The sequence below is a fragment of the Arthrobacter sp. SAFR-023 genome, from assembly GCF_051965295.1.
Taxonomy (GTDB): Bacteria; Actinomycetota; Actinomycetes; order Actinomycetales; family Micrococcaceae; genus Arthrobacter.
Genome location: NZ_JBQCMF010000003.1, coordinates 1 through 14,309 on the forward strand (window position 1 = coordinate 1; position 14,309 = coordinate 14,309).

15 protein-coding genes are annotated in these 14,309 nt (G+C 63.7%); 9 read left to right on the forward strand and 6 right to left on the reverse strand.

What is annotated here, in order from left to right:
- Positions 1-205: 205 nt before the first annotated feature.
- Positions 206-1,969, forward strand: a complete 1,764-nt coding sequence (locus ACTHQX_RS04195) for a thiamine pyrophosphate-dependent enzyme (protein ID WP_440156184.1) — start codon at positions 206-208, stop codon at positions 1,967-1,969.
- A gap of 127 nt (positions 1,970-2,096) precedes the next feature.
- Entirely contained in the window at positions 2,097-2,726 is a 630-nt protein-coding gene (locus tag ACTHQX_RS04200; RefSeq protein ID WP_440156183.1) for a LysE family translocator, read from the forward strand.
- A gap of 4 nt (positions 2,727-2,730) precedes the next feature.
- On the opposite strand, the gene ACTHQX_RS04205 is transcribed toward ACTHQX_RS04200, so the two are convergent.
- Complete coding sequence (locus ACTHQX_RS04205) at positions 2,731-3,117, reverse strand: VOC family protein (protein ID WP_236803420.1); 387 nt, start codon at positions 3,115-3,117, stop codon at positions 2,731-2,733.
- Between the two features lie 97 nt (positions 3,118-3,214).
- Between ACTHQX_RS04205 and ACTHQX_RS04210 the strand changes: the two genes are divergently transcribed.
- Positions 3,215-3,625 carry a DUF3054 domain-containing protein gene (locus tag ACTHQX_RS04210; RefSeq protein WP_236803421.1) on the forward strand — a complete coding sequence of 137 codons (411 nt, stop codon included), beginning with the start codon at positions 3,215-3,217 and terminating at the stop codon, positions 3,623-3,625.
- A 109-nt stretch (positions 3,626-3,734) separates the two neighbouring features.
- Positions 3,735-4,016, forward strand: coding sequence for an Lrp/AsnC family transcriptional regulator (locus ACTHQX_RS04215; RefSeq protein ID WP_111903442.1), 282 nt, complete (start codon positions 3,735-3,737; stop codon positions 4,014-4,016).
- Between the two features lie 82 nt (positions 4,017-4,098).
- On the opposite strand, the gene trpD is transcribed toward ACTHQX_RS04215, so the two are convergent.
- Positions 4,099-5,157, reverse strand: a complete 1,059-nt coding sequence (gene trpD / locus ACTHQX_RS04220; protein WP_440156181.1) for an anthranilate phosphoribosyltransferase — start codon at positions 5,155-5,157, stop codon at positions 4,099-4,101.
- 148 nt (positions 5,158-5,305) lie between these two features.
- Between trpD and ctaE the strand changes: the two genes are divergently transcribed.
- The 4 genes from ctaE (at position 5,306) to qcrB (ending at position 9,640) form a co-directional block, all read left to right on the forward strand.
- The gene (gene ctaE / locus ACTHQX_RS04225; protein ID WP_440174542.1) at positions 5,306-5,944 is read left to right on the forward strand and encodes an aa3-type cytochrome oxidase subunit III; all 639 of its coding nucleotides are present in this window, start codon (positions 5,306-5,308) and stop codon (positions 5,942-5,944) included.
- Between the two features lie 88 nt (positions 5,945-6,032).
- Positions 6,033-6,821, forward strand: coding sequence for a cytochrome bc1 complex diheme cytochrome c subunit (qcrC, locus tag ACTHQX_RS04230; RefSeq protein ID WP_236803424.1), 789 nt, complete (start codon positions 6,033-6,035; stop codon positions 6,819-6,821).
- Positions 6,822-6,921: 100 nt separating this feature from the next.
- Entirely contained in the window at positions 6,922-7,992 is a 1,071-nt protein-coding gene (gene qcrA / locus ACTHQX_RS04235; RefSeq protein WP_236803425.1) for a cytochrome bc1 complex Rieske iron-sulfur subunit, read from the forward strand.
- Positions 7,970-9,640: a cytochrome bc1 complex cytochrome b subunit gene (gene qcrB, locus ACTHQX_RS04240; protein ID WP_440156179.1), complete on the forward strand. Its 1,671-nt coding sequence runs from the start codon at positions 7,970-7,972 to the stop codon at positions 9,638-9,640. Before qcrA ends, qcrB begins: the two co-directional genes overlap by 23 nt.
- 176 nt (positions 9,641-9,816) lie before the next feature.
- On the opposite strand, the gene ACTHQX_RS04245 is transcribed toward qcrB, so the two are convergent.
- The gene (locus ACTHQX_RS04245; protein WP_102974542.1) at positions 9,817-10,608 is read right to left on the reverse strand and encodes a GntR family transcriptional regulator; all 792 of its coding nucleotides are present in this window, start codon (positions 10,606-10,608) and stop codon (positions 9,817-9,819) included.
- 183 nt (positions 10,609-10,791) lie between these two features.
- Here ACTHQX_RS04245 and ACTHQX_RS04250 point away from each other — a divergent pair, with 183 nt between their 5' ends.
- Entirely contained in the window at positions 10,792-11,085 is a 294-nt protein-coding gene (locus ACTHQX_RS04250; protein ID WP_236803427.1) for an HPr family phosphocarrier protein, read from the forward strand.
- A gap of 80 nt (positions 11,086-11,165) precedes the next feature.
- Here ACTHQX_RS04250 and ACTHQX_RS04255 read toward each other — a convergent pair whose 3' ends face one another.
- From ACTHQX_RS04255 to ctaC, 3 genes are read right to left on the reverse strand one after another with little or no spacing between them, the layout of a single operon-like run.
- Positions 11,166-11,567 (reverse strand): cytochrome c oxidase subunit 4, encoded by a 402-nt coding sequence (locus tag ACTHQX_RS04255; RefSeq protein WP_111903435.1) that lies wholly within the window; start codon positions 11,565-11,567, stop codon positions 11,166-11,168.
- Entirely contained in the window at positions 11,564-13,285 is a 1,722-nt protein-coding gene (ctaD, locus tag ACTHQX_RS04260) for an aa3-type cytochrome oxidase subunit I (RefSeq protein WP_111903434.1), read from the reverse strand. The genes ACTHQX_RS04255 and ctaD overlap by 4 nt, the downstream gene beginning before the upstream one ends.
- Before the next feature lie 10 nt (positions 13,286-13,295).
- Entirely contained in the window at positions 13,296-14,168 is an 873-nt protein-coding gene (gene ctaC / locus ACTHQX_RS04265) for an aa3-type cytochrome oxidase subunit II (protein ID WP_236803429.1), read from the reverse strand.
- Positions 14,169-14,309 lie beyond the last annotated feature (141 nt).

A 14,309-nucleotide genomic window follows, 5' to 3' on the forward strand; every position in this document is an offset into this window, starting at 1 on the left:
GACTCACCCCTCACGCTCCTGGTCACCCTCATCGCCATCGCCCTCATGGTCGCCGGCTGGTACGCCTGCCGCAAACGGATCCACGAGATCGCCGAAGCCCGCGAAGGCTTCACCGGCATGTCCCCCGTCATCGCCAACCCGATGCCCCTCAGATAGATATCCCCACTTTCACAGACACCCGCCCACCAATAACCAAAGAAAGCTCATGACAACAGAGTCTCAGTCCCCCTTGACCGCAAACGATGTCCCTTCCGATCTTGGGCAGTTCGACGACCATACGCTGCAGCAGACTGGCCGCGAGAGCAGCACCGCACCATCCCGCGCGGCCCTGAAATCCGCCGGGCATGTGATTGTTGATTCGCTCGCAGCCCATGGCGTGAAACGCACCTACGTGGTTCCCGGCGAAAGCTTCCTTGACGTATTGGACGGCCTGCACACCTCGGAGATCGAAACCGTCGTGTGCCGGCACGAGGGCGGGGCAACGTACATGGCCGAGGCCGACGGAAAAATGAACCAGGTGCCCGGTGTGGCGATGGTTACCCGGGGACCCGGCGCAGCGAACGCGCACGTGGGACTGCATACTGCCTGGCAGGACTCGACGCCGATGCTCCTGTTCGTGGGCCTGATTCCGTTCGCGCACCGGGACCGCGAGGCGTTCCAGGAGTTCGACATCAAAGCCTGGTTCGATACCGGCGCCAAGCGCGTCATGGTCCTTGACCACGCTGAACGGGCATCCGAGATCGTGGCCGAGGCGATGTTTGCCGCGATGAGCGGCCGACCCGGGCCGGTGGTGGTGGGCCTGCCGGAGGACATCCTCCGGCAATTGGTCGATCCGGCGCTGCACCCGGCGATCCCGGTGGCGGCCGGCGGCATGAGCAGCAACGACGCCGCGGCCCTGAAGGCTGCGCTGGCCTCGTCCGACAAACCGCTTTTCGTAACGGGCGGCAACGACTGGACCCAGGCGGCAGCTGACCAACTGACCGCGTGGCTGGAACGTCACCAGATTCCAGCAGCAGCGGAATGGCGCACCCAGGGAACCATCTCCTTTGACTCCCCGTCCTATGTGGGCCCCATCGGGTACGGCCGCCCGCGCCCCACCTTCGACCTGCTCGAGGAGACCGACCTCCTGGTGTTTGTGGGCACTGTCCCGGGAGACGTGATTACGGACGGATTTGTCTGCCGCCAGGACTGGAGCAAGAAGAACTTTCTGGTCACCATCGACCCCTCGCTGCGCGGCCGTTCCGGTCCTGTCTCGCGGCAGATCCTGGCGAAACCGGAGGCCTTTGTCCGGGATCTGGCAGGCATCGACCTGGAAGTGAAGGAGGAATGGAAGGCGTGGACAGGCCGGATGAGGGCCGAACAGGAGTCCTTTGCCGCGCTGCCCGCTTCCACTCCCACTGCCGGACCGGCAAGGATGGACACCTTGATGGCGAACCTGGTCCCCAGACTGCCGGAGGACGCCCTGGTGACGTTCGGAGCGGGCGAGCACACCAACTGGGCCCACCGGTACTTCCCCACCCGCCGCTACGCTTCCATGGTCAGCGCCAGGAACGGCTCCATGGGCTACTCCATCCCCTCGGCCATCGCGGCGTCGCTGGCGGAGCCACGGAGGCGGGTGGTCACCATCGCCGGAGACGGGGAGTTCCTCATGAACGGCCAGGAACTAGCCACCGCCGCCCAGTACGGCGCCACCCCGCTGGTTATCGTCATGGACAACCAGGAGTACGGCACCATCCGCACCCACCAGGAGCGGCACTATCCCGAACGCGTATCCGGCACCCAGCTGAAGAATCCGGACTTCGGCATGATGGCCACGGCCTTTGGCGGTTTCGGCATCACTGTCACCGAGGACAAGGACATTCCGGCCGCCTTGGACGCGGCCCTGGCAGCCATCGATGATGCCCAAGTCTTCGCCCTCATCCATCTCGTGGTGGAACAGCGCGTCAAGGCCTACAACTCCACGCCCTGACAGAAAACGGACGACGGCGGGTCCTCCCGCCGTCGTCCGTCGGAGGCCCTTTCTGATCCGGTGCTGCCTGTAAACGCGCTGCCTGTCGACAGTCACCTGTGCGCCCGGGAACTGCTTATCATCGACCATGAGCATTTCCGATTCCCTCCTTCAGTTCGCCCTCGTGGCCGCCCTGCTTACGGTGATCCCGGGAATGGATACCGTGCTCGTGCTGCGCGCGGCCATCAGCGGAGGCCGCGGGTCCGCCTTCGCCACGGCGGCGGGAATCTGTACAGGTACCGTCTTCTGGGGAGTGGCCGCCGCCATCGGGGCATCGGCCTTGCTGGCCGCCTCGGAAACAGCCTTTACCGTCCTGAAGGTTGCGGGCGCCTGCTATATGGCGTGGCTGGCTGTGAGCATGATTATCCGAAGCTTCCGGCCGGGGGCGGCTGCTGAGGCCGGCCCCGCGGGCCCGGCCAGCTCCCGCGCCGCGTGGCTTTCGGGCACCACGACCAGCCTGCTGAATCCCAAGGTCGGGGTTTTCTACATGGCCATGATCCCGCAGTTCCTTCCGCCGGAGGCGCCGCCGCTGCTGATGGGCGTGCTGTTGCCGCTGGTCCACAACGTCGAGGGCATGGCGTGGTTTGCGGTCATCATTTTGGCAACCCACCATGCGCGCCGCTGGCTCCAGTCGCCCGCCGTGGCCAAAACCACCGACCGCGTCGCCGGCGTTGTCCTCCTGGGTTTCGCGGCAAAGATCGCCACCAGCAAATCCTGACGCCCTAACCGGCGGGCGCCCCGCCGTCGAACGCGTGGCTCACCAGTCCCACGGTGTTCCCCTCGCTGTCCCTGATGAAAGCCATCCATTCGTCCGCACCCGCAGGGCCGAGCCGTGCATCATCGTGATGGAAGATCACGTGCGGGGCACCAACCACCTCCACTCCCCCAGCCTCAAGCTCAGCAGCGCGCAACCTCACGTCCGGAACGCCAAGGTAAATCACCGCCGAGGGTGCTCCCCGTTCCAGCAACAGCCGGACGCCGTCGAGGTCGAAGAACAGCAGTCCCGGCGGGTCGAAGACAGCTGCCGGCGCGGTGCCCAGCAGCCTCGAGTAGAACTTTGCCGCCCGATCAAGATCCTCGGCGTGCTGCGCGATCTGGGTGAGCTTCACTGGGCCTCCTTCAGGAGTGCGTATGCTTCCTGCCTGACATCGTCACGGGATATTCCCGCACGGGCAAGACCTGCTAAAAACGGATAGGCTCGGAAGCATGCCTTCCACAACAGACCGCCCCGGAACGCGGGCGGTTCCGGCCCTCACGGCCGCCGCAGCTGCGGCAGATTTCATCCTCATCCTGACGTTCGCTGCCATCGGCCGGGACGCACACGCACGAGGAGAAACAGTCATTGGAGTCCTGTCCACCGCCTGGCCGTTCCTGGCCGGCGCAGCCGTCACCTGGCTGCTGCTGCGGCTCTGGCGGCGGCCGCTCGCGCTGTGGCCGGCCGGGGTGGCCGTGTGGCTGGGCACCGTGGCCATCGGAATGGCGCTGCGGGCGCTCACCGGACAGACGGTTGTCCTCCCGTTTGTGATCGTGGCGCTGCTGAGCCTGGCGGTGTTCCTCCTCGGCTACCGCCTCATCGTTGCCATAGTTCTCCGCCTGCGCGCACGCCGCCGCGCTTGACCCCTGGGGGCGGCGCCGCCACGGGAACCACCACCGGCGCCCGCCCATGTACTGGACCGCCCATGTAATAGGCTGGCAGCACAGCTCATCAGATCCGGAAGGGTTCACAGTGATCACCGCATTCGTCCTGATCAAGACAGACGCCTCGCGTATCCCCGAAACGGCCGAGGAGATATCCTCCATCGACGGCATCAGCGAGGTCTACTCAGTGACCGGGGAATGGGACCTGATCGCCGTCGCACGCGTGTCCCAGCACGAAGATCTGGCGGACGTCATCGCCGACAAGCTGTCCAAGGTCCCCGCCGTCGTGCACACCACCACCCACATCGCCTTCCGGGCCTACTCGCAGCACGACCTCGATGCCGCCTTCGCGCTGGGGTTCGAGGAGTAGCAGCACGCCAGAACACAACAGAGGGGCCAGGCACCCGCAGGTGCCTGGCCCCTCTGCTGCTGAATTTGGACTGTTCGGAGCTCTAGGCCCGGGAGAGGCTGACCCACTTCTCAAGCACGGCAGCGGCTGCGCCGGAGCCGATGGATTCCGCGGCACGGTCAAGGGCAAGCTTCATGCGGTCAGCGAGCGGACCGTTAGCCTGAAGGTCGTACGCCACCAGGCCCGCCGCCGCGTTCAACAGGACAGCGTCCCGGACCGGCCCGGTTTCCCCGGCCAGGACATTGCGGACGACGGCGGCATTCGCCTGTGCGTCACCGCCGCGCAGCTGATCGACACTGGCCTGACGGATCCCCAGGTCCCCGGGCGAGAAAGTCTGCTCCGTCACTTCGCCGCCCCGGATCTCCCACACGGTAGACGGCCCGGTGGTGGTCAGTTCGTCCAGGCCGTCGCTGCCCCGGAACACCAGGCCCCGGCTGCCGCGCCGCGCCAGGACGCCGGCCACGAGCGGCGCCATGCGGGCGTTCGCCACGCCTACTGCGGAGGCCTGCACCCGGGCGGGGTTGGTAAGGGGGCCCAGGAAGTTGAAGGCTGTGGGGATCGCGAGTTCGCGCCTGGGAACCGCGGTGTGGCGGAAGGACGGGTGGAAGACCTGTGCGAAGCAGAAGGTGATGCCCGCTTCCTCCGCGTTCCGGGCGACGTCAGCTATGGGAAGGTCGAGCCGTACCCCCAGCGCTTCCAAAACGTCCGCTGACCCCGATGACGACGACGCCGCACGGTTTCCGTGCTTAACCACCTTGGCGCCCGCTCCGGCACAGACCAGCGCGGCCATGGTGGAGATGTTGACAGTGTTGAGTTGATCACCACCAGTGCCCACGATGTCCAGCTTTTCGCCGCTGATGGAGATCGGATTGGCGTGGGACACCATGGCGTCGACCAGGCCGGCGATCTCCTCAACCGTCTCGCCCTTGGCGCGCAGCGCCACCAGGAAACCGGCGATCTGGACGGGCGTGGCGGCCCCCGACATGATGGTGTCCATGGCCCATGCCGTACTGTCCGCGCTCAGGTGTTCGCCGTTCAACAGTGCCGAGATGAGGCGCGGCCAGGTGTTGCCTGCCGCCGGTGCCGATACCTGTGAAGTCACCTCCTGATGCTATCGAGGTGCCCGTCGCAAAGACCAATATGAACGTGTCCGGGAACTTTTCCGCGCGATTTCGCGTCTTTGTAGAAAAAGTCTCCGCAAAAGGCGGTTTGCGTTGGGCAAGCCGAAGTTTTACAGACATAATGTCTATGTGACATCTGCGACCCATGCCCCCAGTACCCCTGCGCACCCCACGCTGAACCGCCCGAATATGGTCTCTGTCGGGACCGTTGTCTGGCTCTCCAGCGAGTTGATGTTCTTCGCCGGTCTCTTCGCCATGTACTTCACACTCCGGTCCACCTCTGGCCAGATGTGGGCGGAAGAGACGGCCAAGCTCAACTTCCCCTTTGCGCTCGTTAACACCATCGTCCTCGTGGCAAGTTCCTTCACTTGCCAGATGGGCGTATTCGCTGCCGAAAGGCTCCAGCCGCGACGCAGCGGCGGGGCCCTCCAGTTCACCCGCTGGGGCATGAACGAATGGTTCACCCTGACCTTCCTCATGGGCGCCTTCTTCGTTGCCGGCCAGACCACGGAATACGCCATGCTGGTCTCGGAGCACGTGTCGCTGTCCTCCAACGCCTACGGCTCTGCCTTCTACATGACCACGGGCTTCCACGGCCTGCACGTCATCGGCGGTCTGGTCGCCTTCCTGCTCATCATGGGCCGCTCCTTCGCCGCGAAGAAGTTTGGTCACTTCGAGGCGACCTCGGCGATTGTCACCTCCTACTACTGGCACTTCGTGGACGTCGTGTGGATTGGCCTCTTCCTGGTCATCTACGTCCTCCAGTAGCCCAGACTTTTCTCCCTCTTTCCCAAGAGAACGAATTCTAAGAAGCGGCTCACGGAGCCGACGCACGATCGAATAAAGGAACCACCACGTGAAGGCACTCTCGCAGAAGCGACGTCACCCACTGGCAGCAATAGCCCTGCTGTTGATGGGCCTCCTCCTCACTGGTGGGCTGTACGCCGTTGCCACCACCGTCAACGAGGCCAAAGCCAGCACTGCAGAGTTCACCGCCACCGATACGCAGGAAGGCGAGAAGCTCTTCGAAGCCAACTGCGCCACCTGTCACGGCATGGGTGCCAGCGGAACGCAGGACGGTCCCTCACTGGTTGGCGTCGGCGCCGCCGCTGTTGACTTCCAGGTCGGCACCGGCCGCATGCCCATGCAGATGAACGGCCCCCAGGCCTACAAGAAGCCTGCCCAGTTCAACGACACCCAGACCCACCAGCTGTCCGCGTACGTCGCGTCGCTGGGTGCGGGTCCGGCCATCCCGGCCGAGGAACTGCTGGATGAGAAGGGCAACGCCGCCGAAGGTGGCGAGCTGTTCCGCGTGAACTGCGCCATGTGCCACAACGCTGCGGCGGCCGGCGGTGCACTCACCCGCGGCAAGTTCGCTCCGGCCCTGGCCGACGTCACGGGCAAGCACATTTACGAAGCAATGGCGACCGGACCGCAGAACATGCCGGTGTTCAACGACTCGAACATCTCCCCCGAAGGCAAGCGCGACATCATCACCTTCCTGAAGCAGATTGAAGCCAACGGCTCGCCGGGCGGCGCAGACCTGGGCGCACTTGGTCCTGTTTCTGAAGGCCTGTTCGTATGGATCGCCGGCCTCGGCGTCATCATCGCTTTCACCATCTGGCTGACGTCCCGCACGTCGTAGCCAAACCAGGCACAACAAGAACGTCCTGCTGATTGCACAGCAGGTTTGGAACTGAACATAACTCGGCAAAGGCCGAGACGAGAGAAGGATGAGGCGAATCATGGGCAACCATAGTGACGGCAGTCCGAACCACTCGGGCACCGTAGCTACGGCTGGTCAGCATGAGGTGGAGAAATTCCAGGATCCTGGACTTCCCCCGCACCGCTTGCGCCTGGCTGACACGGACCCGAAGGCCGCCAAGCGGGCAGAACGGCAGGTTGCCGCTCTCTTCGCAACCTCAGTTGTTGGCACCGTGATCTTCCTGGTGGCGTACTTCGCCATCGATCTGGGAGACGACTCAAGCATTGCCACCATCCGGCTGCAGAATGCGCTGCTTGGCATTGGCACAGCGTTCGCCATGCTCGGCATCGGCACCGGTATCGTGCACTGGGCCAAGGCCCTGATGCCGGACCACGAAGTCTCCGAGGAACGCCACGCGATCCGCACCGAGGATGACCGCCAGGCTGCGGTCCGCATCGTTGACGACATCGTCGAGGAAACGGGCATTAAGCGCCGCCCCCTCATCCGGAACACCCTGCTGGGCGCCGTGGCACTGGCACCACTGCCTGCCCTGGCCGTCTTCGGCGACCTGGGACCGCGCCCGGACGACAAGCTGGCACACACCATGTGGGCCCCGCAGGAGGGCAAGCTTAAGCGCCTCACCCGTGACCCCGATGGAACCCCCATCAAGGCCTCGGACGTCACCATCGGTTCCGCCTTCCACGTCATTCCGGAAGGCCTCAACGAACTCCACGAAGGCAAGCTCAACGAGAAGGCCAAGGCCGTCGTTCTGCTGATGCGCCTCGACCCGGCTTCGCTGAACCCCTCCGCGGGACGCGAAAACTGGGGCTACAACGGCATCGTTGCCTACTCCAAGATCTGCACCCACGTTGGTTGCCCTGTTGCCCTCTACGAGCAGCAGACGCACCACCTGCTGTGCCCGTGCCACCAGTCAACCTTCGACCTGACCCAGGAATGCAAGGTTATCTTCGGCCCGGCCAGCCGCCCGCTCCCCCAGCTGCCCATCGCAGTTGACGATGAGGGCTACCTGGTCGCCACCAGCGACTTCAAAGAACCTGTAGGACCAAGTTACTGGGAGCGTGATGAGCATGAGCGCAGCATCAACAGCTGAAGCCCCCGCCTACGTAGCCAACACCAAAGTCGGACGCTTTACTGACTTCGTCGACGAGCGCGTCGGCGGATCGGGAATCCTCCGCGAATTCGGCCGCAAGGTATTCCCGGACCACTGGTCCTTCATGTTTGGCGAGGTGGCGCTGTATTCCTTCGTCATCCTGCTCATGTCGGGAACGTTCCTGACGTTCTTCTTCGATCCGTCCATGGCTGAGACGCACTACGCCGGCTCCTACACGCCACTGAAGAACGTCGAAATGTCTGTCGCCTACAGCTCCTCGCTGGACATCTCCTTCGACGTCCGCGGCGGTCTGTTCATGCGCCAGGTCCACCACTGGGCAGCGCTGCTGTTCGTGGCCTCCGTGGCCGTGCACATGCTCCGGGTGTTCTTCACCGGCGCGTTCCGCAAGCCCCGTGAAATGAACTGGGTGGTGGGCGGTGTCCTGCTGATCCTGGCCATGGCTGCCGGCTTCACCGGTTACTCCCTTCCCGATGACCTGCTGTCCGGCAACGGCCTGCGCATCATCGACGGCGTGATCAAGTCGATTCCCGTGATCGGCACGTACATCTCCTTCTTCCTGTTCGGTGGCGAGTTCCCCGGCACGGTCATCATCAGCCGCCTCTACACGCTGCACATCCTGCTCGTGCCGGCACTGATCCTGCTGATGATCGTCGTGCACCTCTTCATGGTGGTTGTCCACAAGCACACGCAGTACCCCGGCCCGGGCCGCAACGACCGCAACGTCGTGGGCTACCCGCTGGGCCCGGTCTACGCTGCGAAGGCCGGCGGCTTCTTCTTCATCGTGTTCGGTGTCATCGCCCTCATGGCCGCGTTCTTCACCATCAACCCGATCTGGAACTACGGCCCGTACGATCCCTCCCCCGTGTCCGCAGGCACCCAGCCTGACTGGTACATCGGCTGGGTTGACGGTGCCCTGCGCCTGATGCCCGGTGTGATCAGCGGCTTCCACTTCGAATACATCATCTTCGGTCACGTCCTAACGCTGAACGTCCTGCTCCCGGCACTTGTTCCGGCTGGCCTGGTGTTCACCGTGCTGTTCACCTACCCGTGGATCGAACGCTGGATCACCAAGGACAACCGTGAGCACCACGTCCTGGACCGCCCGCGCAACGCTCCCACGCGGACCGCGATCGGCATGGCCGGCTTCACGTTCTACTGCGTCATGTGGGCAGCTGCCAGCTCCGACCTCATTGCAACGCACTTCCACGTGGCGCTGAACGACGTTACCTATTGGCTGCGCGCACTGTTCTTTATCGGGCCGGTCATCGCGTTCGTCGTCACCAAGCGTGTAGCTCTGGCCCTGCAGCGCAAGGACCGCGAAATCGCCCTCCACGGCCGCGAGACCGGACGTATTGTCCGCCTCCCGCACGGTGAGTTCATTGAGGTCCACGCTCCGCTCGACGAGTACAAGCGCTACAAGCTTGTTGGCTTCGAGTCGCCCGCACCGCTTCCGGCCCAGCCGAACGAGCACGGTGTGGTCACCCGCAAGGAAAACCGCCGCGCCAAACTGTCCCGCTGGTTCTTCGAGGACAGGGTTGCCCCGGCGACCCCCGCAGAGCTGGAAGCAGGCCACGGCCACCACGAAGCTGTTGAAGCCGGCGAGGGACAGAAGACCCTCAGCCACTAAGAAGCCAGGCCACTAGGTAGCAAGGCTCCTCAGCAACAGCGCTTCACCCAAGCAACAGACAGAAAGGGCCCGGTCCATCAGGACCGGGCCCTTTCTGTATGCGTGTTCTGCTTGCCAGACGGGCTGCTGTGACAAATGGGCTGCTGTGCGTTGAAGCCAGCGGCAGCCAGCCGGGTCTACTGCTGCCTGTAACCCGACGCGTAGTTCCGGGTGGGCCGGACGCCGGGCCGCTGCAGCGGCACCCACAGCTTGTACCGGTCGGCGCGGTAGTAGGACACCGAGTAGTCCACCATCGACCTGGCGACGAAGGCGTGCCGCTGGATCTTCAGCAAGGGCGCACCGATTTCCACGTTAAGCAGCCGAGCGGTGGAGGGCGACGCGGCGGTGGCCTCGATCATGTCCTCGCCCCATTCCATGACCAGCCCGAACTGTTCGCTCAGAACGTTGTACAGCGATGTCGGTGGCTCGCCGTCAAGAAGCCCCGGAACCCGGTGGGCCGGGATAAAGTTCTCATCCACGCTCATTGGCTCGTTATCGGCCAGCAGGAGGCGGCGGAAGCGCACCAGGGGTGTTCCCTCCTCCAGCTGAAGTTCGCGGGCCAGGAAGGCGCTGGCGGCGATCTGCTCAAAGCTCAGCACCTTGGCGGCCGGCACCATGCCTCGGCGCTGCATCTCCTCGCTGTAGGAGGTCAGCTTGACCTGGAGGTCGAGCTTCGGTTTCCGGACGAACGTGCCCAGGCCGACCACCCGCTCGATGACTTCCTCCCCCACCAGGGCGTCGATGGCCTGGCGGACGGTCATTCTGGCCAGGCTGAAACGTTCGGCCAGGTCACGCTCGGAAGGCAGTGCCGAGCCTGGCGGGCAGGACGTTGCGATGTAGGTCCTGAGGATCTCACGGAGCTGGACGTAAATCGGCGTCCCGCTGGTCCTGTCAATTTCACCGGCAATGCCGGCCACGTTAGCAGCCACGGCGGCCGCTCCTGTATTGCATGCTCACAGTTCAAGGGTAAGCCAAGCTGGCCACAGGTCTAGACCAGGGCCGGCGCCCGGAAGATTGACGGCGCAGGGGCCGATATTCTTAGAGGCGAACCAAATGGAAAGACGGCGGAGTCTTCCCCAATGTGCCATCCCGTCCAAAACGAAGGAGTCCAGTTGCCCGTTCGTAAGGCAATAGTTTCTGCGGCCGTCGGCCTGCATGCCAGGCCCGCAGCGGTGTTCGTCCGCGCGGTCACGGAGACAGGCTTACCCGTGACCATCCGCAAGGCCGGCATTGACGCCGTTGACGCCCGCTCCCTGCTTGAAGTTATGACGGCCGACTTTGACTACGGCTGCGAAGTCGAACTTGCAGTCAAGGAATCAGCCCTGCCAGCCGGCAAAAGCGTGGGTGAAGCGGAGGCGGCCCTGTCGGGTCTGGTCGAGCTGCTGGCGTCGCAGAAGGCCAGCTAGGGCGGGATTAAACACAAGAAGAACGACGGCGGGCCCCACCGAAAAGGTGGGGCCCGCCGTCGTTCTTGGTACTGAAACGCTTAGTGTGCGTGGTCTCCGCGGCTGTACTCGTAGACCCAGCCCACGAGGGCTATCAGCGCCATACCGCCGGCGATGAAGACGATCCAGAAGCCTATGGCCAGGCCGAGGAATCCAGCTGCGCAGGACAGGCCCAGGACCAGCGGCCACCAGCTCCAGGGGCTGAAGTGCCCCTGCTCGCCGGCACCTTCGTGGATTTCTGCGTCAGCACGGTCCTCGGGACGCATGCCCACGCGCTTGCCGGTGAAGCCCAGGTAGGCACCGATCATGCCCGCCAGGCCGCCCACCAAGAGGATGCCCAGGATGCCGACCCACTCAGACCAGTTGGTGAGGAAGCCGTAGATGATGGAAATCGGAACGAAGAAGAAAACTCCTGCTCCAAAAATCCATGACTCGATTCTCATTGCGCGGTGTCCTTCTGATCGGCGTTACCGAGCACGCTTGCTGCAGGTGCCGGCGACTCAATGGTGTGTGACTGGGAGAGCTCAGGGTGGTGCAGGTCCAGCGCCGGGCGCTCGGAGCGGATGCGCGGCAGGGACGTGAAGTTGTGCCGCGGCGGCGGGCAGGACGTGGCCCACTCCAGTGAGGCACCGAAGCCCCAGGGATCGTCAACCTGAACCTTTTCCGCGCTGCGTGCGGTGATGTACACGTTCCAGAAGAACGGGATTAGGGACGCACCCAGGACGAACGAGGCAATGGTGGAGAACTGGTTCATCCAGGTGAAGTTGTCCTCCACCAGGTAGTCGGCGTAGCGGCGGGGCATGCCCTCGACGCCGAGCCAGTGCTGGATGAGGAAGGTGCCGTGGAAGCCCAGGAACAGGAGCCAGAAGTGGATCTTGCCGAGACGCTCGTTAAGCATCTTGCCCGTCCACTTCGGCCACCAGAAGTAGAAGCCGGCGAACATCGCGAACACCACGGTGCCGAAGACCACGTAGTGGAAGTGTGCCACCACGAAGTAGGAGTCGGAGACGTGGAAGTCCAGCGGCGGGGAGGCCAGGATGATGCCGGTCAGGCCGCCGAAGAGGAACGTGATGAGGAAGCCGATGCTCCACAGCATAGGGGTCTCAAAGGTGATGGAACCGCGCCACATGGTGCCGATCCAGTTGAAGAACTTCACACCGGTGGGGACTGCGATGAGCATGGTCATGAAGGAGAAGAACGGCAGCAGCACGGAGCCGGTGACGTACATGTGGTGCGCCCACACGGTCACGGACAGGGCCGCAATCGCGATGGTCGCGTAAACCAGGCCCTTGTAGCCGAAGATCGGCTTGCGGCTGAAGACCGGGAAGATCTCGGACACAATGCCGAAGAACGGCAGCGCGATGATGTACACCTCGGGGTGCCCGAAGAACCAGAACAGGTGCTGCCACAGGACGGCGCCGCCGTTCTCCGGGTCGAAGATGTGGGCACCGAAGCGGCGGTCCGCGCCGAGGGCGAAGAGTGCTGCGGCAAGCGGCGGGAACGCCATCAGGACCAGGATGGCCGTCACGAGGGTGTTCCAGGTGAAGATCGGCATCCGCCACATGGTCATGCCGGGGGCGCGCATGCAGATGATGGTGGTGATGAAGTTGACCGCGCCGAGGATGGTGCCGAAGCCGGACAGTGCCAGGCCGAAGACCCAGAGGTCACCGCCAACGCCGGGGCTGAAGGTGGTGTTGGAGAGCGGTGCGTAGGCGAACCAGCCGAAGGATGCAGCACCCTGCGGGGTGATGAAGCCGGAAACGGCAATGGTGGAGCCAAACAGGAAGAACCAGAAGGCCAGCGCGTTCAGTCGCGGGAACGCGACGTCCGGTGCACCGATCTGCAGGGGCATGATCACGTTCGCAAAGCCGGCAAAGAGCGGGGTGGCGAACATGAGCAGCATGACCGTGCCGTGCATGGTGAACAGCTGGTTGTACTGTTCCTTGGTCTGCAGGATCTGCATGCCGGGTTCGAAGAGCTCGGCGCGGATGAGCAGGGCCATCACGCCGCCGAAGCAGAAGAACACGAAGGACGCGATCAGGTACATGTACCCGATGGTCTTGTGGTCCGTGGAGGTGATCCAGTTGACGACGATGCGCCCCTTGGATTTGGGAACTACGGGAGCCTCAAGGATCCCGGGGGTCTGGGTGTAAGTAGCCACTTCGCTTCCCTTACTTCGTAACGTTCAGGTTCGGGTTGCGGTCATACTCTTGGCCGAGCAGGCCCGTGTTGCCGTCCTGGCGCAGCTGGTTCATGTGAGCCTGGAATTCCGACTCGGAAACAACCTTGACGCGGAACAGCATTTCGGAGTGGTACTCACCGCAGAGCTCGGCGCACTTGCCGTCGTAGGTGCCCTCTTTGGTGGGGGTGAACCGGATGTAGTTGGTCTTACCCGGGATCATGTCCCTCTTCTGCAGGAATGCAGGAACCCAGAAGGAGTGGATGACGTCGCGCGAGTTCAGTTCCAGGTCAACAGACTTGTTGACGGGCAGGTAGAGCGTCGGGAGCTTCTCCTTGTCGATCGCTTCACCTGTCAGGTGCGCCTGGACGCCGGCCTCGTGGAGGTCCTCGGTGACGACGTCGCCCTTTTTGTAGTTGAAGTCCCAAGCCCACTGCTTGCCCCGGACGTCCACTACGACGTCGGCGGGCTGCGAGCGGTCATCGATCGCCTGCTGGTCACGGTCGGTGAAGTAGAAGAACACCAAGACCATGAAGAGCGGGATCGTCAGGTAGAAGACCTCAAGGGGCAGGTTGAAGCTGGTCTGCCGTGGGAAACCCACGGTGCCCTTGCGGCGGCGGTAGGCCACGAGGCACCAGACGATCAGGCCCCACGTGATGATGCCCACCACGAGGGCGGCAATCCATGAGTTGACCCAGAGGTCCATGATGCGGTCAGTGTGATTGGTGGTGCCACGCTCGGTGGGCAGCCACCCCTTCTCTACCTCTGGCGAACATCCAGTCAAAACCAACGCGCCGGCAGTTGCCAAGCCAGTGATCGTAGAGATCGTTTTGCGTCGGCTGCCGGTTCGGTTCTGCGAACTCACAGACGGCCCTTCCTACTTGTTGCTGTTGCCAGGGCGGCGAAAAGCTTCCCGGGCACACTAAAAGTTTTACTACTCGGTGTAGAGCTTACCGCTCCCCGCAGGTTTTCGCCCACATGTCCCCACCGTGTGGCGGCGCCGGTT

Bases quoted from the DNA above. Each gene is read 5' to 3' on its own strand.
- qcrA (WP_236803425.1), top strand. From the start codon at position 6,922: ATGGGCAACCATAGTGACGGCAGTCCGAACCACTCGGGCACCGTAGCT.
- ACTHQX_RS04195 (WP_440156184.1), top strand. From the start codon at position 206: ATGACAACAGAGTCTCAGTCCCCCTTGACCGCAAACGATGTCCCTTCC.
- ACTHQX_RS04210 (WP_236803421.1), top strand. From the start codon at position 3,215: ATGCCTTCCACAACAGACCGCCCCGGAACGCGGGCGGTTCCGGCCCTC.
- qcrB (WP_440156179.1), top strand. From the start codon at position 7,970: ATGAGCGCAGCATCAACAGCTGAAGCCCCCGCCTACGTAGCCAACACC.
- ACTHQX_RS04200 (WP_440156183.1), top strand. From the start codon at position 2,097: ATGAGCATTTCCGATTCCCTCCTTCAGTTCGCCCTCGTGGCCGCCCTG.
- ACTHQX_RS04255 (WP_111903435.1), bottom strand. From the start codon at position 11,567: ATGAGAATCGAGTCATGGATTTTTGGAGCAGGAGTTTTCTTCTTCGTT.